The sequence below is a fragment of the Paraburkholderia sp. SARCC-3016 genome (assembly GCF_031119615.1).
In the GTDB taxonomy this organism is placed as follows: domain Bacteria; phylum Pseudomonadota; class Gammaproteobacteria; order Burkholderiales; family Burkholderiaceae; genus Paraburkholderia.
On the sequence record NZ_JAVHZD010000001.1, the window covers coordinates 76,007 to 98,364 of the forward strand.

19 protein-coding genes and 1 riboswitch are annotated in these 22,358 nt (G+C 64.7%); of the genes, 7 read left to right on the forward strand and 12 right to left on the reverse strand.

Features of this window, described 5'->3' with window-relative positions; genetic code table 11:
* Positions 1–105 precede the first annotated feature (105 nt).
* The 3 genes from QYH69_RS00320 (at position 106) to gloA (ending at position 4,138) form a co-directional block, all read left to right on the forward strand.
* The gene (locus QYH69_RS00320; protein WP_308829958.1) at positions 106–2,328 is read left to right on the forward strand and encodes a YadA-like family protein; all 2,223 of its coding nucleotides are present in this window, start codon (positions 106–108) and stop codon (positions 2,326–2,328) included.
* A 187-nt stretch (positions 2,329–2,515) separates the two neighbouring features.
* The gene (locus tag QYH69_RS00325) at positions 2,516–3,664 is read left to right on the forward strand and encodes a porin (RefSeq protein WP_374992320.1); all 1,149 of its coding nucleotides are present in this window, start codon (positions 2,516–2,518) and stop codon (positions 3,662–3,664) included.
* Positions 3,665–3,751: 87 nt separating this feature from the next.
* Entirely contained in the window at positions 3,752–4,138 is a 387-nt protein-coding gene (gene gloA, locus QYH69_RS00330) for a lactoylglutathione lyase (RefSeq protein ID WP_075155788.1), read from the forward strand.
* A gap of 14 nt (positions 4,139–4,152) precedes the next feature.
* Here gloA and QYH69_RS00335 read toward each other — a convergent pair whose 3' ends face one another.
* The 12 genes from QYH69_RS00335 to QYH69_RS00390 all read right to left on the reverse strand — a co-directional run bounded on the left by QYH69_RS00335 (position 4,153) and on the right by QYH69_RS00390 (position 18,343).
* Positions 4,153–5,010, reverse strand: a complete 858-nt coding sequence (locus tag QYH69_RS00335; RefSeq protein WP_308829959.1) for a SprT family zinc-dependent metalloprotease — start codon at positions 5,008–5,010, stop codon at positions 4,153–4,155.
* Between the two features lie 65 nt (positions 5,011–5,075).
* Positions 5,076–5,834, reverse strand: a complete 759-nt coding sequence (locus QYH69_RS00340; protein WP_075155790.1) for a 1-acyl-sn-glycerol-3-phosphate acyltransferase — start codon at positions 5,832–5,834, stop codon at positions 5,076–5,078.
* Positions 5,835–5,874: 40 nt separating this feature from the next.
* Complete coding sequence (gene gmhB, locus QYH69_RS00345; protein WP_308829960.1) at positions 5,875–6,432, reverse strand: D-glycero-beta-D-manno-heptose 1,7-bisphosphate 7-phosphatase; 558 nt, start codon at positions 6,430–6,432, stop codon at positions 5,875–5,877.
* Positions 6,433–6,443: 11 nt separating this feature from the next.
* Complete coding sequence (gene glyS / locus QYH69_RS00350; protein ID WP_374992321.1) at positions 6,444–8,552, reverse strand: glycine--tRNA ligase subunit beta; 2,109 nt, start codon at positions 8,550–8,552, stop codon at positions 6,444–6,446.
* Between the two features lie 17 nt (positions 8,553–8,569).
* Positions 8,570–9,577, reverse strand: coding sequence for a glycine--tRNA ligase subunit alpha (glyQ, locus tag QYH69_RS00355; RefSeq protein WP_308829961.1), 1,008 nt, complete (start codon positions 9,575–9,577; stop codon positions 8,570–8,572).
* 163 nt (positions 9,578–9,740) lie between these two features.
* Complete coding sequence (gene lnt / locus QYH69_RS00360) at positions 9,741–11,579, reverse strand: apolipoprotein N-acyltransferase (RefSeq protein ID WP_308829962.1); 1,839 nt, start codon at positions 11,577–11,579, stop codon at positions 9,741–9,743.
* A 236-nt stretch (positions 11,580–11,815) separates the two neighbouring features.
* Positions 11,816–12,712, reverse strand: a complete 897-nt coding sequence (locus QYH69_RS00365) for an HlyC/CorC family transporter (protein ID WP_075155794.1) — start codon at positions 12,710–12,712, stop codon at positions 11,816–11,818.
* A gap of 424 nt (positions 12,713–13,136) precedes the next feature.
* Positions 13,137–13,787, reverse strand: a complete 651-nt coding sequence (locus QYH69_RS00370; RefSeq protein ID WP_308830325.1) for a gamma-glutamylcyclotransferase — start codon at positions 13,785–13,787, stop codon at positions 13,137–13,139.
* 273 nt (positions 13,788–14,060) lie between these two features.
* Positions 14,061–14,522, reverse strand: coding sequence for an rRNA maturation RNase YbeY (ybeY, locus tag QYH69_RS00375; protein WP_075155795.1), 462 nt, complete (start codon positions 14,520–14,522; stop codon positions 14,061–14,063).
* Entirely contained in the window at positions 14,519–15,688 is a 1,170-nt protein-coding gene (locus QYH69_RS00380; protein ID WP_308829963.1) for a PhoH family protein, read from the reverse strand. The genes ybeY and QYH69_RS00380 overlap by 4 nt, the downstream gene beginning before the upstream one ends.
* 53 nt (positions 15,689–15,741) lie before the next feature.
* A complete protein-coding gene (gene miaB / locus QYH69_RS00385; RefSeq protein WP_308829964.1) occupies positions 15,742–17,115 on the reverse strand; it encodes a tRNA (N6-isopentenyl adenosine(37)-C2)-methylthiotransferase MiaB in 1,374 nt (457 codons plus the stop codon).
* A gap of 223 nt (positions 17,116–17,338) precedes the next feature.
* Positions 17,339–18,343 carry a LysR family transcriptional regulator gene (locus tag QYH69_RS00390; protein WP_308830326.1) on the reverse strand — a complete coding sequence of 335 codons (1,005 nt, stop codon included), beginning with the start codon at positions 18,341–18,343 and terminating at the stop codon, positions 17,339–17,341.
* Between the two features lie 129 nt (positions 18,344–18,472).
* On the opposite strand from QYH69_RS00390, the gene QYH69_RS00395 reads away from it, so the two are divergent.
* From QYH69_RS00395 to ribB, 4 genes are all read left to right on the forward strand, one after another.
* Positions 18,473–18,886, forward strand: coding sequence for a VOC family protein (locus QYH69_RS00395; protein WP_308829965.1), 414 nt, complete (start codon positions 18,473–18,475; stop codon positions 18,884–18,886).
* Positions 18,887–18,947: 61 nt separating this feature from the next.
* The gene (locus QYH69_RS00400) at positions 18,948–20,111 is read left to right on the forward strand and encodes an MFS transporter (protein ID WP_308829966.1); all 1,164 of its coding nucleotides are present in this window, start codon (positions 18,948–18,950) and stop codon (positions 20,109–20,111) included.
* A gap of 123 nt (positions 20,112–20,234) precedes the next feature.
* A complete protein-coding gene (locus QYH69_RS00405) occupies positions 20,235–20,996 on the forward strand; it encodes a helix-turn-helix domain-containing protein (protein WP_374992322.1) in 762 nt (253 codons plus the stop codon).
* 119 nt (positions 20,997–21,115) lie between these two features.
* Positions 21,116–21,319, forward strand: a riboswitch (FMN riboswitch).
* A gap of 245 nt (positions 21,320–21,564) precedes the next feature.
* Positions 21,565–22,347 (forward strand): 3,4-dihydroxy-2-butanone-4-phosphate synthase, encoded by a 783-nt coding sequence (gene ribB / locus QYH69_RS00410; protein WP_308829967.1) that lies wholly within the window; start codon positions 21,565–21,567, stop codon positions 22,345–22,347.
* The last annotated feature ends 11 nt before the right edge of the window (positions 22,348–22,358 follow it).

Here is a 22,358-nt window from a genome sequence, read left to right on the forward strand (position 1 = left end):
GGTCCTATAAGGGCGCGAGTCCATGCGTTTCTATACTTCAGCGCGTTCGCTCAATTTATTTAGGATAAGAAAATGAATAGGAACCGCCGATCTATACGGAATGCCGTGACGCCGATTCGCACTGCCGTGCGCGAAAACTTCGATAGTTGGCTGCGCCAACCCGCGAGGCGCGCAGGCGTCGCGACCGGCGTCGCCGCAATCGCGCTCGGAACCGCTGGCCTGACTGCCGCGAGCCTCTCGTTCGCAAGCGCGATTACGATCAACGATACCGACAAGGCAACAGGGCAGAGCTGCACGACAACGAATGCCGGCAGCGGCACATGGTCGGTCGTCGGTGGCTGCTTCGCGAATGCCGGGGTGAAGGATGCGCCGCATAATCTGGCCGAGACCGTGGTCGGCTCGTACGGCTATGTGCCGGCCAACGTGAGTTTTGCGACGGGCTTCGGCTTCAGCACGCAGAACTACGCGTATTTCGGCAGTGCGGTCGGCGCAGCCGCGTATGTCGCGAGCGGCGCGCGCAACAGCGTCGCGCTCGGCACCGGCTCGGTCGCAACGGAAGCGAACACGGTGTCGCTCGGCCGTGTCGGCGACAATCCGCTGAAAGGCACCTATGGCGACAGCGGCGACGGCAATACGTCGGACACGGCCTTGCTGAACCAGAATCTGACCGGCACGCTGACCCGGCGGCTCACCAATATGTCCGCCGGCATCAACGATACCGACGCGGTCAACGTCGGCCAGCTGAAGGCGGCCGGCATGAGCGTCGATACATCGGGCAATCCGACCAACGCGTTCGTTGCCTACGACGACCTGACCCGCGGCAAGGTGACGCTCGCGGGAGGCACGAACGGCACGACGATCACGAATGTGACGGCAGGCGCGATCAACCCCGGCAGCAAGGACGCGATCAACGGCGCGCAGCTCTACGGTTCCGCAAGCAGCATTGCAGCCGCGCTCGGCGGCGGCTCGATGGTCGTGTCGGACGGCAGCATCACGATGCCGCGTTATACGGTCGGCGGCGATACGGTCGTCGGGGTCGGCGGTGCCGTCGATGCGCTCGACCAGCGGATCACGGACGCGTCGGCAGCGGCCGCCGATATGTCGACGAAGCTCAAATACATCAAGTTCGGCGACACGACGGCGCTCGATGCGAACGCGTCCGGCGACAATGCGGTCGCCATCGGCGGCTACGCGCAGGCGACCGGCGACAACGCGCTGGCTATCGGCGCGAACGCGCGCGCGACAGCGGTCAATGCGATCGCGATCGGCGCGGGATCATCGGCGAATCAGGCCAACACGTTCGCGGTCGGCTCGAATACGGCGAAGCGCCGGATCGTCAACGTGGCGGACGCGGTGAACTATAGCGACGCGGTGACGCTGGGCCAGATGAACGCGGCGATCGCGGCGGCGCTGCCCGGCCCGACCAGCGCGGGCGGCAACGATGGATTGCTGCGCGGCACGGCGCTCAAGGCGGGCGTCAATGCTGCGGCGCAAGTCGATACGGCGGACATCATCGCGTACGACAGCTCGGCTCACGACCATGTCACGCTCGGCGGAGCGGGCACGGCGACGCGCGTCTCGCTGTCGAATCTGCAGGATGCGCAACTGAGCGCAACGAGCACCGAGGCGGTCACCGGTGCGCAGTTGTACGCGACGAACGAGCAGCTCGCGATGCTCGGCCAGGCGGTGCAGAACTATGATGCAAACGGCTCGACCGTGATTGCGTCGAGCACGGTCAGCGGACCGGCTGCTGCGAGCGGTTCGAATTCGTTTGCGGCGGGCGGCGGCGCGAGCGCGACCGGCAACGATTCGAGCGCGCTCGGCGACCGTGCGCAGGCATCGGGTGCGGCTTCGGTGGCGCTCGGCTCGCAGGCAAATGCGGCGGCGAACAATTCGGTTGCGCTGGGTGCGAACGCGGTGGCGAACCGCGAGGACACCGTATCGGTCGGCGCGGCCGGCAGCGAACGGCAAGTCGTCAACGTCGCGGCAGGCGTGCAGGGCACCGATGCGGTGAACGTCAATCAACTGAACGCCGCGGTCGCGAATTCGAACCAGCAGATCGCCGGTTTGCAAGGGCAGATCCACGACGTCGCGAAAGGCGCCAACGCGGGCACGGCCGCCGCGATGGCGGTGGCGGGCCTGCCGCAGCCGACGCAGCCGGGCAAGGCGATGGTCGCCGTCGCCGGCGCGCGCTACGGCGGCCAGTCCGGTGCCGCGTTCGGCGCGTCCTATGTGACGCAGAACAACCGCTTCGTCGTGAAGCTGTCGGGCAATACGAGCACCAACGGCAACGTCGGTGTGGTGGCGGGCGCGGGCTTCCAGTGGTGATCGCCGCGTGGCGCGCGGCTCGCTCCAACTGACGCGAAGTCGCGCGATCTACATTTTTCGCACATTCCCCCTTCTCTCAGGCATCATGCTGCGGACTCCGTAGTCTGCTTTGACGTTTCTCCGCCGTTCGTAACCGGTTCAGGCCGCATGTGCGCGTTCCGACCGACGCGCCATACAAGGAGACGGCATGGTGAAGGCCAGCAGGGGGACATATCTCGTCCTGCCGTCCGCCGCACGGCTGGCGCTTGCCTTACTCGCGTACGCGTTTGCGGCGCCGCCGTCGCACGCGCAATCGAGCGTCACGCTATATGGCATCGTCGACGAAAGCGTCCGCTATATGACGCACACGAACAAGGCCGGCGATTCGACAATCGGCCTCGGCAACGGCGGCATCAGCGAGAGCCGCTGGGGGCTGCGCGGTACCGAGGCGCTGGGCGGCGGCTGGTCGGCGTTCTTCCGGCTCGAAAACCGCTTCTATATCAATACCGGGCAGAGCGATACGACGCTGCCGTTCATCAACGAAGCGCAGGTCGGCGTGCAATCGTCTTCGTATGGACGGCTCATCTTCGGGCGGCAGCCCGACGTGCTGATCGAAGGCATCACGATTGGCGGCTACGGCAGCAACCCATGGATCCCTTACAACTTCAGCTTCCAGCCGGAAGTCACGATGTCGGGCGGGATCTGGACAAGCAATCAGGTGCAGTATCAGGCACGCATGGATGGCGTCATGTTCGCGGCAGCCTATGCGTTCGGCGGCGTCGCGGGGCATGCCTCCTATGGTTCGCAATTCGGCGCGGCGGCAGCTTATGCGCCGAAGGGCGGGCCGCTCAATCTGGGCGGCGCCTACGAGCAAACGCGCGATTCGGTGAACGGCAGTACCGCGAAGGCGTGGACCTTCGGCGCTTCGTATCTGTGGGACGGCACGCGGTTTGCGCTCGGTTATATCGTCAATCGCAACGATCCGGATTTCTCGAACTTCGCTAACGGGCCGTTTACAGCGCCCGTGCTCGCCGCGCTCAAATACACCGATTTCTCGCGGCGCCGGATGATCCTCGGCGGCATCACGCAGGCGCTCGGCGACGCGTGGCATCTCGCAGTCAATGTCTGGCGCACGCTGCAGGACGGCAAGACTGCCGCACAGGACGGCTCGGCCTGGCAGTATCAGTTCGTCGCCGACTATAACCTTTCGAAGCGCACCGACGTCTATGTCGAAGCGGACTACGCGCTATATCGCGGCGATCTGATCGGTGCGCAGCTGCAGGGGGTCAATGGCGTCGGGCTCGCGCAGAAGGGGACGCAGGTCGGGCTGATGGCGGGCTTACGGCATCTTTTCTAACGTGTAAACGACGAGTCCTTCGCTGAGCGGGCGCGCGGCTTTTTCGGTACATTTACGTCCTCGACATCACGCAATCAGGAGCTCACGATGCGCTTTCTCCACACGATGCTTCGCGTCGGCAATCTCGATCGCTCGATCAAGTTCTACACGGAACTGCTCGGCATGAAAGTACTGCGCCGCCAGGATTATCCGGATGGCAAATTCACGCTGGCCTTCGTCGGCTACACGGACGAGCGCGATGGCACGGTCATCGAACTGACGCACAATTGGGACACGGAGTCGTACGACCTCGGCAGCGGCTTCGGCCATCTCGCGATCGAAGTCGAAGACGCGTATGCCGCATGCGAAAAAATCAAGGCGCAGGGCGGCACCGTGGTGCGCGAAGCCGGCCCGATGAAACATGGCACGACGGTGATCGCCTTCATCACCGACCCGGACGGCTACAAGATCGAGTTCATCCAGAAGAAGTCGTAACCGGGGCCGGCGGCTCAAAGCGCCGGCAGCAATTCCGGCGGATGATGCTTGAGCGTCTGCCGCGCTTCGCGGAACTCGGGAAAAATCGATTCGACGGTCTGCCAGAAGCGCGGGCTATGGTTCATCTCGCGCAAGTGCGCGAGTTCGTGCGCGACGACATAGTCGATGATCGACACCGGGAAGTGAATGAGCCGCCAGTTCAGGCGTATCTTCCCGTCGCTCGAGCAACTGCCCCAACGCGTGGCCGCCGATGAAAGCGCGTACGCGCGGTAATTCACGCCGAGCTTTTCCGCATAGACGTCGAGGCGTTCGCCGAACAGGCGCTTCGCCTCGCTTTGCAGCCAGCCTTGCACGCGGTCCTTGATCTGTTGCGGGTCGGCCTGCATCGGCAGCGGCAGCGCGAGCGTCGCCGCTTTCTGATCGAGCAGCAGCGTGCCGTTCGGCGCGCCGAGCGTCACGCGCACCGGGTGGCCGAGATACGGCACCTGCGCGCCGTCTTTCCAGTCGACTCGCGGCAACGCGCGCTGTTCGACACGCGTCTGCCATTCGGTGAGCTTGTTAAATATCCAGCGCTGCTTTTCCGCGATCGCCGTTTCGATGTCGGTCAACGTGACCCAGCGCGGCGCCGTGATCGTGAGGCCCGTGCTGTCGATCGCGAAGCCGATCGAGCGGCGCGACGAACGTTTCAGATGGTAGTAGAGCGAGCGCGCGCCGAGCGTCATGTGGCGCAGTTTCGTGCCATCGGGCGCGAGCGGCACCGCCGGTTTTTGCGGCGACGGTGATTCGGACAGGCCGGGCTCTTCGAAGAGCGGCAGATCGAGTTGCCGGCTATCGAGTGCCGCGGCGGGTTGCGGCTTGGAAGACTTCTGCATCGGACTCGCTTCACGCTAATACGCCGTCTCGATGGCGAATGTAACGAAGAGACGGCGTGCGCGCGTCAGATTTGCGCGGCGGCAGGCGCGTTGTGCCCGGCGCCGTATGCGGCAGGATCGATGCGGCGCATCTCGGCTTCGATCCATGTTTCGACGCGCATGTTCACTTCATCGGGCGTGAGCCCGCGCGTGTCGATCGGCTTGCCAATCGACACCGTGACTATACCCGGATATTTGATAAACGAGTTGCGCGGCCACACACGGCCCGCGTTGTGCGCAATCGGCACGACCGGTGCGCCGGCCGCGATCGCGAAGCGTGCGCCGCCGGTCTTGTACTTGCCTTGCTTGCCGGTCGGCGTGCGCGTGCCTTCGGGAAACATAATGACCCATGCGCCTTCTTCCAGGCGCCGCTTGCCTTGTCTCGTGACCGACGCGAACGCGTGCTTGCCTTCCTTGCGGTCGATATGAACCATCTTCAGCATGCCGAGCGCCCAGCCGAAAAACGGCACATAAAGCAATTCGCGCTTGAACACATAGCAAAGCGGCCGCGGCATCAGCGCCGGGAAGGCAAGCGTTTCCCACGCGGACTGATGCTTCGACAGCAGCACGGCCGGCCCATCGGGCAGGTTCTCGAATCCCTGCACGCTATATCGGACGCCGTTGAGGCCGCGCAGCACCACAAGCACGGATTTGCACCAGCCGGCCGCCATCCGGTAGCGGCCGTCCGCGCGCAGGAACGGAAACGCGATGAAGCAGGCCGTCGCATACGGAGCCGTGAAGACGATGAAAAAGATGAAAAGCAGCAGGGAGCGTAAAAAGCGCATCGGTCGGTTCAGCGGGTATCGGTGACACGCACGGCGCGCATCAATCCTGTTCTTCGGCGAGGAAGTCTAAAGCGAACGCGCGCAGGTCGTCGTGAACGCGCGTGCCTTCCGGCAGGCCGCCGGCGGCCAGTGTTTTTTGCCCTTTGCCGGTCAGCACCAGATGCGGCGTAAAGCCGAGCGCCGCGCCGGCCTGCAGATCGCGCAACGAATCGCCGACCGCGGGCATGCCCTTCGGATCGACATCGTAACGCTCGGCAATCATCTTCAGCATGCCGGGCTTGGGCTTGCGGCATTCGCACTGGTCTTCTGCCGTATGCGGGCAGAAGAAGATCGCGTCGATGCGCGCGCCGACCGTGGCCGCAATCCGATGCATCTTTTCATGCATCGCGTTGAGCGCGGCCATGTCGAAGAGGCCGCGTCCGATGCCCGACTGATTCGTCGCAATAGCGATGCGATAGCCGGCCTGATTGAGCCGCGCGATCGCCTCGAGACTGCCGGGCAGAGCGACCCATTCGTCCGGCGACTTGATGAACGCCTCCGAATCGACGTTGATCACGCCGTCCCGGTCGAGCACCACGAGTTTCTTTGCGCTTGCCATGGTGTGGGCACTCAGGCGGCGAGCCGCGAAATATCGGCGACGCAGTTCATCTGCTGGTGCAGCGCGCCGAGCAGAGCGAGGCGGTTCGCGCGCAATGCCGGGTCTTCGGCGTTGACCATCACGTCGTTGAAGAACGTATCGACCGGTTCGCGTAGCGCCGCGAGCGCCGATAGCGCGCCCGTGTACTGACGCTGCGCGAGCTGCGACTGCACACGCGGCGCAACCTGCTCGAGCTGCGCGTGCAGCGCTTTTTCCGCGCTTTCGACGAGTAGCGCCGCCTGCACGATGGCCTCCGTCTCGTTGGCCGCCGTGCCTTCGGACTTCTTCAGAATGTTCGAGATGCGCTTGTTCGCCGCCGCGAGCGATGCCGCCTCGGCAAGCGCTGCGAATTCGCGCACGGCGTCGAGGCGTGCCACGATATCGTCGAGGCGCGTCGGATTCAGCGCGAGCACCGCGTCGATTTCGCCTGCGCCGTAGCCGCGCTCGCGCAGCAAGCCGCGCAGGCGGTCCATAAAGAATTCGTAGAGCGCGGCCGTCGAATCGGCGACGCCGGGCAGCGCGGCGAACTGCTTGTGCGCGGCGCGCAGCACCTCGACGAGATCGACCGGCAACTGTTTTTCGACGAGGATGCGCAGCACGCCGAGTGCATGGCGGCGCAGCGCGAACGGGTCTTTTTCGCCGGTCGGCTGCAGGCCGATGCCCCAGATGCCGACCAGCGTTTCGAGCTTGTCCGCCAGCGCGACGGTCGTGCCCGTTGCGGTGGTGGGCAGCGCATCGCCGGAGAAGCGCGGCTGATAGTGTTCCGAGCACGCGAGCGCGACTTCTTCCGGCTCGCCGTCGTGACGCGCGTAGTACGTGCCCATCGTGCCCTGCAGTTCGGGGAATTCGCCGACCATGTCCGTCAGCAGGTCCGCCTTCGCGAGGCGCGCCGCGCGTTTCGCGAGCGCGACATCGGCACCGGTCAGCGCGGCGATTTCGCCGGCGAGCGCTTCGATGCGCTCGACGCGCTGCAGCGTCGAACCAAGCCTGTTGTGATAGACGACGTTTGCCAGCAGCGGCACGCGGTCCGCGAGCGGCTTCTTCCTGTCCTGCTCGAAGAAGAACTTCGCATCGGCGAGACGCGGGCGCACGACGCGTTCGTTACCCTCGACGATGTCGCCGGGCGTCTCGGTCTCGATGTTCGAGACGATCAGAAAGCGTGAGCGCAGCTTGCCGTTTGCATCGGTGAGCGCGAAATATTTCTGGTTCGTCTGCATCGTGAGGATCAGGCATTCCTGCGGCACTTGCAGGAATTCGTCCTCGAAACGGCATGCGTAGACAATTGGCCATTCGACGAGCGACGTCACTTCATCGAGCAGCGCTTCCGGCATCACGACCTCGTCGCCGTTGGCGTGCGCGAGCAGATGCGAGCGGATCACGTTCTTGCGATCGGCGAAGTTCGCGACCACGTGGCCGCGGTGACGCAGCGTTTCCGCATAGGCGTCCGCGTGCTGGATCTGCACGAAGCCTTCAGACAGAAAGCGGTGGCCGAGCGTCGTATCGTCCGCATCGATGCCGAATGCACTGACGGGCACGATCTGGTTATCGTGCAGTACCGTCAGACGATGCACGGGGCGCACGAACTGCACGTTCGCGCCGTCCGGGCGCTGATAGGTCATGACCTTCGGAATCGGCAGCTTTGCGAGCGTTTCGTCGAGCGCGGCTTGCAGGCCCTCGGCGAGCGTCGCGCCGGGCGCCGCATAGCGCAGGAAGAATGCTTCGGTCTTGCCGTCCGACGCGCGTTCGAGATCGTCGACGGAGAAGTCGGGAAAGCCGAGCGCGGCGAGCTTCTTCGCGAGCGGCGCCGTGGGCTGTCCGTTCGCATCGAGCGCCACCGACACCGGCAGCACTTTTTCGCGCACGTTCTTTTCCGGCGCGACCGCGCGCACGCGGTTGACGCTCACCGCGAGACGGCGCGGCGTGGCATAGCGTTCGAACGACAGTTCGCCTTCGATCAGATCGCGCGCCGCGAGGCGCTGCGCGATGCCTTCGGCGAACGCGTCGCCGAGGCGCGCGAGCGCTTTCGGCGGCAGTTCTTCGGTCAGCAGTTCGACGAGCAGGGTGGCGTGTTGGGAATGCATGATGTGTTCTTGTCTCGTCAGTCTTTGTCGAACTTCGGCTCGAGCTTCAACGGCGGCGCCCAGGCCGGTTTCGCGGCTTCCTGTTCGTCGGTTTCGAGGCCGGGCACCGCGTGCACCGGATTGCCGAGCATCGGGAAGCCGAGCTTTTCGCGCGACTCGTAATAAGCCTGCGCAACGAAGCTCGACAGATTGCGGATGCGGCCGATATACGCGGCGCGTTCGGTGACCGAGATTGCGCCGCGCGCGTCGAGCAGGTTGAACGTGTGACCGGCCTTCAGCACGAGCTCGTACGCGGGCAGCGGCAGGTGCGCTTCGATCATGCGCTTCGCTTCGCTTTCGTAGCTGTTGAAGAATGTGAACAGCAGATCGACGTTCGCCTGCTCGAAGTTATACGTCGACTGTTCGACTTCGTTCTGGTGGTACACGTCGCCGTAGGTGAGGCGCCGCGTTTCGGGGCCGTTCGGGCCTTGTTCTTCCCATTCGGTCCAGACGAGGTCGTAGACGTTCTCGACCTTCTGCAGATACATCGCAAGACGCTCGAGCCCGTACGTGATTTCGCCGAGCACCGGTTTGCAGTCGAGTTTGCCGACCTGCTGGAAGTATGTGAACTGCGTGACTTCCATGCCGTTCAGCCACACCTCCCAGCCGAGACCCCATGCGCCGAGCGTCGGATTTTCCCAGTCGTCTTCGACGAAGCGCACGTCGTTCTGCTTCAGATCGAAGCCGAGCGCTTCGAGCGAGCCGAGATAAAGATCGAGAATGTCTTCGGGCGCCGGCTTCAGCACGACCTGGTACTGGTAGTAATGCTGGAGGCGGTTCGGGTTCTCGCCGTAGCGGCCGTCCTTCGGACGGCGCGACGGTTGCACATAGGCTGCGCGCCACGGCTCGGGCCCGATCGCACGAAGGAAGGTATGGACGTGCGAGGTGCCGGCGCCGACTTCCATGTCGATCGGCTGGAGCAGCGCGCAACCCTGCTTGTCCCAGTAGGACTGCAGCGTCAGGATGATTTGCTGAAACGTGAGCATGAAGTGCCTTTCCGGCGGGAAATGCGGCGCGCCTTCGAACCGCCGCGAAACGGACCGCGGCTTGCTCGGGTCCGGCGGCGGGCCGTCGCGCGGCCCGGTGCTAAAACCGTGAATTTTACCGGATTGGCGTTGCGTTGAGACTTTGCCTGTCGCCGAGCCTCGTTCAGTTGACGGTGTCGTCGCGGTTTGCGTCGTCGTGCGCGGCCCGGTGTGCAGCCTCGTGTGTAGCCTCGTCTGCGTTCCGATCGCCGTCTTTGCCTCCATGTTTGCGCGCTGTCCGGCGCCGGCGGTCCGCGCGCGACGGGCCGAACGCGAATCCGAACGCAAGCAGGAACAGCGACGCCGCGAGCACGGTATTGTTGCCGCTCGTGATGTAGGGTGTGTCGCCGGCCATGCCCTGAATCGTCACTTCGAGCGAGCCCTCGGTGAAGGTCGGCAGGCGCGCGATTACCTTGCCGCGGTCGTCGATCGCGGCGGTCACGCCGGTGTTGGTTGCGGCGAGCATCGGCCGGCCCGTTTCGAGCGAACGCATGCGCGCCATCTGCAGATGCTGGTCGAGCGCGATCGTATCGCCGAACCACGCAAGGTTCGTGACGTTGATCAGTATGCCGGGCGGCGACGGATTTTCGCGGATCGTGCGGGCGATCTCTTCGCCGAAAATATCCTCGTAGCAGATATCGACCGACACCGCCTGGTTCTGCACGAAGAATGGCTTTTGCACCGCGGCGCCGCGCGCGAAGTCGCCAAGCGGAATGTTCATCAGGTTGACGAACCAGTGAAATCCCCACGGTACGAATTCACCGAACGGCACGAGATGATGCTTGGCATAGTGGTACACGCTTTTGTCGTTCGGCGTGATGCCATAGAAGCTGTTCGTATAGTCGACGACCTGGCCGTCCGGCGTGATCGTGCCGCCGATCGCGCCGAACAGGATCGACGAGCCGGTCGAGTCGGCGAAGCCGCGTATCGTTTCCGCGAAGGCGACGGGAATATCCTGCGCAAGCACGGGAATCGCGGTTTCGGGCGTGACGATCAGGTCGGCCGGCTTCGCGATGATCATCTTCTGATATTCCGCGATTTCCTCGATCACGCTCGCTTCTTCGAACTTCATGTCCTGTTTCACGTTGCCCTGCAGCAGGCGCACGCTTAGCGTGGCGTTCGCGGCATGTGTCCACGATGCGAGCGGCAGCAGCAAGCCAACGGCGATCAGCGCAATGGCGATGGCCGCGGGCGCGACGATGCGGGCGGGACTCGTACGTGCGGTGCGCGAGCGGCGGCTGATGTCATGGTCCGTCGTGCCCGTGCCCGTGTCGGCGCTCCCGGCATTGCCGTTGCCGTTGCGGCGCGCGCGCAGCAACGCCTGCGCAAGCAATGCGCCCGACAGCGCGAGCACCCAGCCGACGCCATATACGCCCGCGAGCGCCGCAAAGCCCGCGAATGGCCCGTCGACCTGCGGATAGCCGCTTGCGAGCCACGGAAAGCCGGTGAATACCGTGCCGCGCAGCCACTCGCCGAGTGCCCATGCGCTCGCGAACGCGAAGGCGCCATGCCATGTCGGCGAGAACGGCGTGTCGTCGGTCTTGCCGTTGCGCGCGTGTCCCGCGCAGCATGACCACAAGCCCGCTGAAAACGCCGGGTACAACGCAAGATACATCGAGAACAGCACGACCGCCGCGCCGGCCAACGGCGCGGCCATGCCGCCATACACGTGCATGCTCACGTACAGCCACCAGATGCCCGTCACGAAGTTGCCGAAGCCGAACGCGAAGCCGGTCAGCGCGGCGCTCTTCCAGCCGGTCGCGCGCGTGAGCCACGCGTAGAAGAACACGAAGATCGCGAGTTCGAGCCAGCCTCCATGCGGCGTCGGCGCAAACGACAGTGTATTGAGGGCGCCTGCGGCACACGCCGCGAGATAGTGCCAGCGCGGCAACGTGCGGCGGCTGGCCGTCGCGTCGTTGGGTGTCACGCCCCGGGGCAGACGGGAGGGGATCGGGTCGGCCATGTTGCGTTTCGTTGCGTTCGTTATGGTGGTATTGCGTTACGTTCGCGTTATTCGATAGCGTGCGGCGCTGTCATGCCGCGACTTCATTCTCTTGCGGCCACGTCCGCGACCGCGGCGAGGGCGACGGCGTGCGGACCGACGAATCACGCACGAATCACGCACGAATCACGTACGAGCCATGCGCATTCGCCCGCAGCAGCCTGCGCCTCTCGCGCGGACGGATCCTGAAAGCGCGATCAGGTCTGCACGTGCTGCGCATCGCGCTCGCGTTGACCCGCGAGCGGATCCTTGCGCACGAGCAGCATATGGATTTGCCGCGCGTCGGCACGCAGTACTTCGAAAATCAGATCGCCGAGGCGCGCCTTTTCTCCGCGATGCGGCACGCGCCCGAAGTGATGCGTGACGAGCCCGCCGATCGTGTCGTTTTCTTCGTCCGACAGATGCGTGCCGAATTCTTCGTTGAACTGCTCGATTTCGGTCAGCGCCCGCACGCGATAACGCCCATCCGGCGACGCGATGATATTGCCGCTTTCCTCGTCGAAGTCGTATTCGTCCTCGATGTCGCCGACGATCTGCTCGAGCACGTCTTCGATCGTGATCAGCCCCGCGACGCCGCCATATTCGTCGACGACGATCGCAATGTGATTGCGGTTCACGCGAAAGTCGTGCAGCAGCACATTGAGGCGCTTCGACTCTGGAATGAACACCGCGGGCCGCAGCATGCCGCGCACGTCGAATTCCTCTTCCGCGTAGTAGCGCAGCAGGTCTTTCGCGAGCAGCACGCCGATCACATTGTCGCGATTGCCTTCGTAAACCGGGTAACGCGAGTGCGCCTTTTCGAGCATGAACGGGATGAAGTCGGCGGGCGCATCGGCGATATTGATCGCGTCCATCTGCGCGCGCGGCACCATGATGTCGCGTGCGCTCAGTTCGGACACCTGGAACACGCCCTCGATCATCGACAGCGAATCGGCGTCGATCAGGTTGCGCTCGTGCGCATCCTGCAGGATTTCGAGGAGTTCGCCGCGGGAGTCGGGCTCCGGCGAAATGAAATCGGTCAGTCGCTCGAGCAGTGAGCGCTTTTCGGTGGGTTTGTCGCTGGCGGATCGTCGACTGGGATACGTGTCGTTCATGGTGGTGCGCCCGGCTCGTGCCCGGCGCGCTGTTGCAGAGCGTTAAGGATACACCACGCGCATGGCGGGTTCGTGTCCCGCCCCGGCTGGCCGTGTGGCGTGGCTGGCCCGACCGGCGGGCGGCTCGCGGTCTGGACTGCGGGTGGGGGCCTGCGGGTTGGCCGCGTTTGACCGCGCTTGCCCCTGCATTTGACCCCGCGCTTGATCCGACAGGCCTTGGCCGGTCCGCCGGACGGCCCTGGCCGGACCCCCGGAGACTTCCGCACGGACGTTCGCCGCGGCGCTCGCGGTCGTGCCTGCGGGCGATGCGTGTTTTTTATCCTAACGGATAAACCCACGACGTGAGGTGAAGAAATTTAATATGTCGGCGCGTCGGCCGCGAGGCAAGTTGGCGGACAGATCCGGTTTTACACGCCGGGGCGCTTCATGTGAGGGTCGCTTCGCCAGACCCGTTTGCGGCACTGGCCGGTCCCGCCGCTTGCTGCACTTGCTGCGCTTGCCGCTTGCAGCGCGCAAGCAGCGCTTCGAGCGCGCGGTCGGGCATGCCGCTTTCGCGCAATGCTTCGACAGTGCGGCTCACGTAATCGAGCGTCGTGCCGTAGCGGCCGCTCGCGCAGTCGAACACGACGCGTACGACATCGTCGGAGAGCTTGCCCGTGTAGCTGGGCACATCGCGGCGCATCACGAACGTGAGCGCGTCGACGCGCCGTCCGTCCGCAAGCACGCACGGCAGCCATGCGGGCCGGTATGAGCCCATCGCCATTTCGCGGCGCCACAACGCTTCGAGATGCGGTATCGAGCCCTGCGCCGCGAGGCGAAATGCGATACCGCTGCATGAGCCGCCACGGTCGAGCGCAAGCACGAGGCCCGGCTGTTCGGGCGTGCCGCGATTGACGCGCGACCACAGGTATAAGCCGCGGTGATAGCCGTGCACGCGCGAGCGGACGGCTTCGGCGGTCGGCAGACCGGCGTTCCAGATCAGCGAGCCATAGCCGAACAGCCAGAGGTCGCTCGCGCGATCCCAGTGCGCGAGCGTTTTATCCATCGACGCGCGCAATTCATCGTCCGACAGCAGCCGCGATTCGCCGAGCGCCGGCGGGTAGCCGCGGCTGTCGGGCTGAACGGCCTGCTCGGGCTGAGTGGCCTGCTCGGGCTGAGTCGGCTGAGTCGGCGATGGCGGGTCGGGATGGCGGGCAGTCACGGGGCGTTCCAGATAGTCGGCGCATGAGGGCCGCGATCAGACGTGGTTGGCCGCGGCTCGCCGGCTGCGGCAACATGACGGCGAAACGCCGCATCAGGCGCGGTTTGACTTGCCGGTGAGCGTGCGGGTTCTGCCTGTTCTGCTGGCTCAGCGGTAAGGGTCCGGAAAACCGAGCCCGGCCAGCACGTCCTTTTCGATCGCTTCCATCTCCTGTGCATCGGCATCGTTCTCGTGATCGTAGCCCTGAGCATGCAGGGTACCGTGAACAAGCAGGTGCGCATAGTGCGCGGCAAGCGGCTTATGCTGTTGCGCCGCTTCCTTTTCGACGACGGGGCAGCAGAGGATCAGGTCGCCGCTGACCGGGTCGTCTTCCGATTCGGCGTACGCAAAGGTCAGCACATTGGTCGCGTAATCCTTGCCGCGATACGTGCGGTTCAATGTGCGGCCTTCTTCCGCGTCGACGAAGCGCACGGCCAGTTCCGCGTCGGCGAAAAGCGCCGCTTTGATCCAGCTCGCGACGGTCGCGCGCGGCAGCAGCGCCTTGTGCGCGGGCCATGCTTTCGCCGCGGGAAACTGCAGGTTCAACGAAAGTTTCGGCGCGCGGTTCATTCGGCCCTGGCGCCTGCCCGAGCCTGTGCGGGCGCTTGAGCCTGGGCCTGCGCGGCCGCCTTTTCGTCCTTCTTCGCGTGCGCGTCGTACGCTTCGACGATGCGCGCAACGAGCGGGTGACGCACGACGTCCGCGCTCGTGAAGCGCGTCAACGCAATGCCGCGCACGTTCGACAGCACCTGCTCCGCTTCGATCAGCCCGCTCTTCTGGCCGCGCGGCAAGTCGATCTGCGTCGTATCGCCGGTTACGACCGCCTTCGAGCCGAAGCCGATACGCGTGAGGAACATCTTCATCTGCTCGGGCGTCGTGTTCTGCGCCTCGTCCAGGATGATGAACGCATGATTCAGCGTGCGCCCGCGCATATAGGCGAGCGGCGCGATTTCGATCATCTGGCGCTCGAACATCTTCGCGGTCTTGTCGAAACCGAGCAGGTCGTAGAGCGCGTCGTAGAGCGGCCGCAGATATGGATCGACCTTCTGCGCGAGGTCGCCCGGCAGAAAGCCGAGCCGTTCGCCGGCTTCGACCGCGGGGCGCGTGAGCACAATGCGCTTCACCTGATCGCGCTCGAGCGCATCGACCGCACATGCAACGGCGAGATAGGTTTTGCCGGTGCCCGCGGGCCCGACGCCGAACGTAACGTCGTGCGAGACGATCTGCTTCAGATACTCGCGCTGCGCCGGCGTGCGGCCGCGCAGATCGGCGCGGCGCGTATAGAGCTTCGGACCGTACTCTTCTTCGTCGACGTCGGCCTGACTCGCCGGTTCGTCGAACGGATGATCGGGGTCGCCGCGAAATCTCGCGTCGACTTCGCGCGCGTCGGCTTCATCGTCGCCGTTCGAGCGGGCATTGCCGGCCTGGTTGCCCGAATTGTTGCCTGAATTGTTGCCTGAGCTGTTACCGGGATGCCGCGCTTCGACGAGCGCGAGCTGGATATCGTCGACCGAGATCGGGTCGCGCGCGCTGTTGTAGAAGTTTTCGAGCGCATTCAGCGCGATTTTCGCGCCACGGCCGCGAATGCTGATGCGATGGCCGCGGCGTTGTAGCGTGACGTCGAGCGCCTGTTCGATCTGGCGCAGGTTTTCGTCGAGCGGGCCGCAGAGGTTGGCAAGCCGCGCATTATCATCGCGCGGTGCAGTGAATTCCAGTTGTTGCTGATTGGTCTTCAAGGCGATGGTTCGATCCTGTCGGTGCGCGACGCGGCTTGAGTGCCCGGCGTCGCTCAGTGAGTGGTCTCGGGCGAGTCTTCGTGCGCGAGCACGAGCTCGCCCCTTAACGAATGGGGGTACGCACGAACGATTTTCACGTCGATCATTTGTCCGATCAGCCGCGCATGGGATTCGAGCGGCGCCGGGAAATTGACGACGCGGTTGTTTGCGGTGCGGCCCGCGAGTTCGGTGGTCGGATCCTTGCGCGCCGGCCGCTCGACCAGAATGCGCTCGATCTTGCCGACCATCGCTTCGCTGATGCGCGCCACGTTTTCCTCGATGGTCGCCTGCAAATGTTGCAGCCGTTGCAGCTTGATCTCGCGCGGCGTGTCGTCGTGCAGATTCGCGGCGGGCGTGCCGGGACGCGGGCTGTAAATGAACGAGAAGCTCGTGTCGTAGCTCATGTCGTGAACGAGCGCCATCGTCCTGGCGAAATCTTCTTCGGTTTCGCCGGGAAAGCCGACGATGATGTCGGTCGACAGCGACAGGTCCGGACGGATCGCGCGCAGCTTGCGGATCACCGACTTGTATTCGAGCACGGTGTAGCCGCGCTTCATCGCCATCAGGATGCGGTCGGAGCCGTGCTGCACCGGCAGATGCAGATGGCTCACAAGCTTCGGCACCTTCGCGTAGGTATCGATAAGCCGCTGCGTGAATTCTTTCGGATGCGACGTGGTGTAGCGAATGCGTTCGATGCCGGGGATGTCGGCGACGTATTCGATCAGCGTTGCGAAGTCCGCGATCTCGGACGAGCCACCGAATTTTCCACGATAGGCGTTGACGTTCTGACCGAGCAGCGTTACTTCGCGCACGCCCTGATCGGCGAGGCCCGCGACTTCGGTCAGCACGTCGTCGAGCGGGCGCGACACTTCTTCGCCGCGCGTGTACGGCACGACGCAATAGCTGCAGTACTTGCTGCAGCCTTCCATGATCGACACGAATGCGCTCGGACCATCGACGCGCGCGGGCGGCAGATGGTCGAACTTTTCGATCTCGGGAAACGTGATGTCGACTTGCGCGCGGCCGCTCGCGCGGCGCGCGTCGATCATCTGCGGCAGCCGGTGCAGGGTTTGCGGACCGAACACGAGGTCCACATACGGCGCGCGCGAGACGATCGACGCGCCTTCCTGGCTCGCGACACAGCCGCCGACGCCGATCAGCAGATCTGGATTCGCTTCTTTCAGTTCGCGCACGCGGCCGAGATCGGAGAAAACCTTTTCCTGCGCTTTTTCGCGGACCGAGCACGTGTTGAACAGAATGACATCGGCGTCTTCGGGGGTGTCGGTTTTCACGAGGCCTTCAGCGGCGCCGAGCACGTCGACCATCTTGTCGGAGTCGTACTCGTTCATCTGGCAGCCGAAGGTCTTTACATAAACTTTCTTGGTCATCTAGGTTCGCCGTTCGCAGTGGTTGACCTGGGGGCGTCGTTCAGTTTCAAGTGGGGTGCAAACGCGCAGTTGATAACCGCTGGTGCCGGCTGCGCGGTTGCCCCTGCGCGGTTGCCCCTGTGCTGTTGCCCCTGTGCTGTTGCCCCTGTGCTGTTGCCCCTGTTGGAGCCGCCGGGGGCGCTGTATCGGACTGGGGGAGGCGCGTTTGCAGTGTAGTCCGATATTATAGCCCTTCACCGGGCGCCATTTCGGGCGCCTGTTTCGGCGCGGCCCGCGGTAGATCCGGCCAATCCGGCGAGTCCGTGTAGCCGCAGCGCGCTTCGAGTTCACCCAGCGTGCGCGTAAAGCGCTCCGCCAGAAAGTCGAGCAGCACACGCACGCGCGGTGCCATGAAGCGGTTGCGGTGATAAAGCGCGTGCAGCGGCGCGTCCGGATAGCGCCAGCCGGGCAGCAGCACGCGCAGGCCGTCCGCGCGCAGATCCGCCTCCACGTCCCACATCGATTTCACGACGATCCCGTAGCCGCGCAGCGCCCATTCGCGGGCCACCGCGCCGTCGTTGGTTTCGCGCGCGCTATCGAGCGGCACGGTGTAGATCTCGACTTCGTCGCCGCGCGTGAAGCGCCATTCGTTGACGGGACCGGACGCGGTCGAAAGCACGATGCAATGAAAGCGCGCGAGGTCGCGCGGATGCGCGGGCTGGCCGTAGCGCTCGACATAATCGGGCGACGCGCACACGACGCGCGGATTCGGCGCGAGCCGCCGCGCGACGAGCGAACTGTCGGGCGGCACGCCGAAGCGGATGGCGAGGTCGATGTCTTCCTGCACGAGGTTCGACAGCGAATCGGAGAGCGTGAGGCCGAACGTGACGTCCGGGTACAGCGCGTTGAATTCGTCGAGCCAGTGCATGAGCAGGTTGCGGCCGAAATCGGACGTCGTCGAAATGCGCACCTTGCCGCGCACGACGTTCTGGCCAGCCTGCAGCGCCATTTGCGCGTCGCCGAGCGCGCTCAACGCCTGACGGCTGCCTTGCAGGAAGAGCCGGCCCTCGTCGGTGAGCCGCAACTGGCGCGTCGTGCGCTCGAAAAGGCGCGCTTTCAGGCCGCTTTCGAGCTTTGCGAGGCGCGCGCTCGCGGCGGCCGGCGTCAGGCCCAGCTTGCGTCCCGCAGCGGACAGGCTGCCCAGCTGCGCGGCTTCGACGAACAGCCGTATATCGCCGAGATTGTTGATCTCTTCCATGTCTTCACGAAAATCGATCTTCAAAAGATTTTTGATAATCCTTCAAATGTTAGGTGAATTCTCAATTCCGTGCGTTGCGGTCACAATGCGTTGCATCGGTGAAAACCCTGGAGAGCCGCGATGCATCTCGACCACGCAACGATCGTGACGCCCGACCTCGATGCGGCGCGCCGTTTCTTCGTCGACGTCGTGGGGCTCGTCGACGGTGCCAGGCCGCCGTTTGGTGTCGACGGCGCATGGCTGTATGCGGACGGGCGGGCGGTCGTTCATCTCGTCGATGCGACGTTGCGCGCGGCGTCGCCGAACGAGGCCGGACACGGCCGCGTCGCGCCGCGCATCGACCACATCGCATTTCGCGTCGATAGCCGCGACGCGTGGCGCGCGTTGATCGCGCGGATGGATGCCGCGGGCGTTGCCTACCAGCGCGCCGACGTGCCGCTCGCGCAACAGGTGCAGCTGTTCGTCGCGCTCGCGCCCGGTGTCGTCATCGAATTCGTGACGGCTGCGCAAAACACGTCTTCGTCAGTGAAGTGATGCGTCGAGTGCAGTCGCACGGCTCGACTTCATCCGAGTCATCTCCCTGGAGCATCTGGAAATGCCTATTCCGCTGTTGGCGCTGGCAATCAGCGCGTTTGCGATCGGTACGACCGAGTTCGTGATCATGGGGCTCTTGCCCGAAGTCGCGAACGACCTCGCGGTGTCGTTGCCGTCGGCCGGTTTGCTGGTGAGCGGCTATGCGCTCGGCGTCGCGGTCGGTGCGCCGCTGCTCGCCGTCGTGACGAGCCGCATGCCGCGCAAGATCGCGCTGCAATTGCTGATGGGCGTGTTTATCGTCGGCAACGTGCTGTGCGCGATCGCGCCCGGCTACGGCGTTCTGATGGTCGCGCGCGTCGTGACGTCGTTTGCGCACGGGTCGTTCTTCGGCATCGGCGCGGTCGTGGCGGCGTCGCTCGTGCCGCAGGAGAAGCGGGCCAGCGCGATCGCGCTGATGTTCACGGGCCTCACGCTCGCGAACGTGCTCGGCGTGCCGTTCGGCACCTTCATCGGTCAGCAGTTCGGCTGGCGCGTCGCGTTCTGGATCGTGAGCGGTCTTGGCGTGCTGTCGCTGGCGGGCGTGACCGCGCTCGTGCCGAACCGGCATGACTCTGGGCCCGCGAATCTCGGTCACGAAGTGCGCGTGCTGAAGGAGCCGCAAGTATGGCTCGCGCTTGCGATGACGGTGCTCGGCTTTGGCGGCGTGTTCGTCGTGTTCACTTATATCGCGCCGATTCTCGAACAGGTCAGCGGCTTCACGCCGCATGGCGTCACGCTGATCCTCATGCTGTTCGGCGTCGGGCTGACGGTCGGCAACACGATTGGCGGCAAGCTCGCGGACCGCTCGTTGATGCCGTCGCTGATGGGCATTCTCGCGGTGCTCGCGGTCGTGATGGCGGTGTTCGCGCACACGAGTCATGCGCAGATCACGGCGGCCGTAACTGTGTTCGTGTGGGGCATCGCGGCTTTTGCGACGGTGCCGCCGCTGCAGATGCGCGTCGTCGCGAAAGCGTCGGCCGCGCCGAATCTCGCCTCGACGCTCAATATCGGTGCGTTCAACGTCGGCAATGCGGCCGGTGCGTGGCTCGGCGGACTCGCGATCGGGCACGGGTATCGACTCGATGCGCTGCCGTGGGTCGCGGCGGCGGTCGCGATCGCGGCGCTCGTGCTGACGTGGATTGCCGCGCGGATCGATGCGCCTGCAACGATCGTGCAGCGCGCGTAAGCGTCGGGCCGCGAAGCTGATATCGGTGTGACGATATCTTGGTTGGGCGTGGTATTGGGCGGTGCTAGGCTTGCCTCCATTCATGCTCGCGCCGCGCGAAAGCGGCGTGCAAGGAGGTAAGTCATGCATTCCCCGCTTGTGCTTGTGCGCGATTGCGTCGCGAACGCGGCCGATGAGGGTCATGGGCCGGCCGCTGCGAAGCCCATGGCCGTCGAAACGGCCGCTGCGGGAACGGTGGTCGAGGAAAAGGCGGCTGCGGAAACGGTGGCCGCCGAAACAGCGGCCGTCGACACCATCGACGCGCTCGAGCAGATTGTCGGTGTCAATCTCGCGCGGTTGCGCTCGGAGCGGCAGCTATCGCTCGATGCGCTGGCGCGCCTGTCGGGCGTCTCGCGCGCGATGCTCGCGCAGATTGAATCGGCGCGCAGCGTGCCGTCGATCAAGGTGCTGTCGAAGATCGCGGCCGCGCTGAAGGTATCGGTGTCGGCGTTCTTGCGGCGTTATGCACTGCACGGCTTCGAGCATCTGCCGGCCGATCGCGCGGCGCGGCTGCTGACGTCGAACGGACGGTTTGCGACGCGCGCGCTCTATCCCGATGCCGAACCGGCCGCCGCCGAGTTCCACGAGTTGCGCATCGCGCCATTGCATACGGAGGCGGGCACGCGGCGCGCGCCGGGCACGACCGTCAATCTCGTCGTCAGCGAAGGGACGCTCGAGATCGGCGTGCACGACCGGCGCCAGTTGCTCGCGACCGGCGATGCGATTGTCTTCGACGCGGATCAGCCGCATACGCTGCGCAACCCGGGCGATACCGAGGCACGCGCGTTCCGTGTGATCGTGAACCCGGAGACGCCGCCGCGCTGGCATGTCGGGCATCCGGTGTAAGCGCGGGACTGCGCTTGTGATCGCGCTTGTGATTGCGCATATGACCAGTCGAACAGGCCCTGCGCGATATCGACGATTGTTGTATCCTTTGCCCGCCGGAATAATTGTCCCGGCAATCAGTACGTCTTCAGGGCGGGGTGAAATTCCCCACCGGCGGTATGCAGACGGTGTCGTGCATTTTCGAGCGTCAAGCGCACACCAGTCTGCGAGCCCGCGAGCGCTCGCAACACCGTGTTTCAAGGCAATTCGAAGCACATGCGAGGTCAGCAGATCTGGTGAGAGGCCAGAGCCGACGGTTAGAGTCCGGATGGAAGAAGATGTGCAGATAGTCATCTGTTCGTCCATTGCCGTGCCGCCCGTGTGATCGGCGGTGCATCGCTGTCGCAACGCGTGGCCGATGTATGAGTCGCGCTGCTTCATCCTGCTGGTTGTCGCGCGGTTGTGCGCGTTTGAACAGCGAGATCGGCTTAGCGGCTTAGCGGCCCTACGGCTTAGCGGCTGGACGCGTTTGTCTGTTTGCAATGCCCTGAAACGTTTTTCGCCCGAACCTTCGCGAGGAGCGTTTCACATGTCCCTTACCGGTACATCCGCCGCAGTTTTTCCTGCAGTTCCCCCTGCAGTTTCCAGTTTCGTTTCCACTTTTCCCGAGCCCGCAATCCGCGCCGCCGACGCGCTCGCCGACCTGCCGTTGCCTGCTGCCGATGAAATTCCGCCGCGCATCGCCGCCGCGCTGCAAGCGCTGCGCGATGGCCGCGCCGTCGTGCTGCAGGACGACCACGATCGCGAGAACGAAGCCGATCTGATCGTCGCCGCGGAGCGGCTGACGGAGGCGACGATGGCGCTGTTGATCCGTGAATGCAGCGGCATTGTCTGTCTGTGCCTGCCCGACGAGCGGATTCGCGCGCTCGAATTGCCGCCGATGACGGCGAACAACGAGAGCCGCAACAGCACCGCGTTCACGGTATCGATCGAGGCGCGCGACGGTGTGTCGACGGGCGTCTCGGCCGCCGACCGCCTGACGACGATACGCGCCGCGATCGCCGATGATGCGAAGCCCACCGATATCGTGCGGCCTGGCCACGTGTTCCCGTTGCGCGCAATGCCCGGCGGCGTGCTCGCGCGGCGCGGCCATACCGAAGGCACGGTCGACCTCGTGACGCTCGCCGGTCTCAAGCCCGCAGGCGTACTGTGCGAATTGATGAACGCCGACGGCACGATGACACGCGGCGCCGATGTCGAACGCTTCGCGGCGCAGCACGCGATGCCGATGCTGACGATTGCCGAACTCGTCGAGTTCCGGCAGGCGCTGGCGGCGGCTCGCCAGTTGGCGGAAGAGGAACAGGCGGCGTAGCGGTTGGCCGC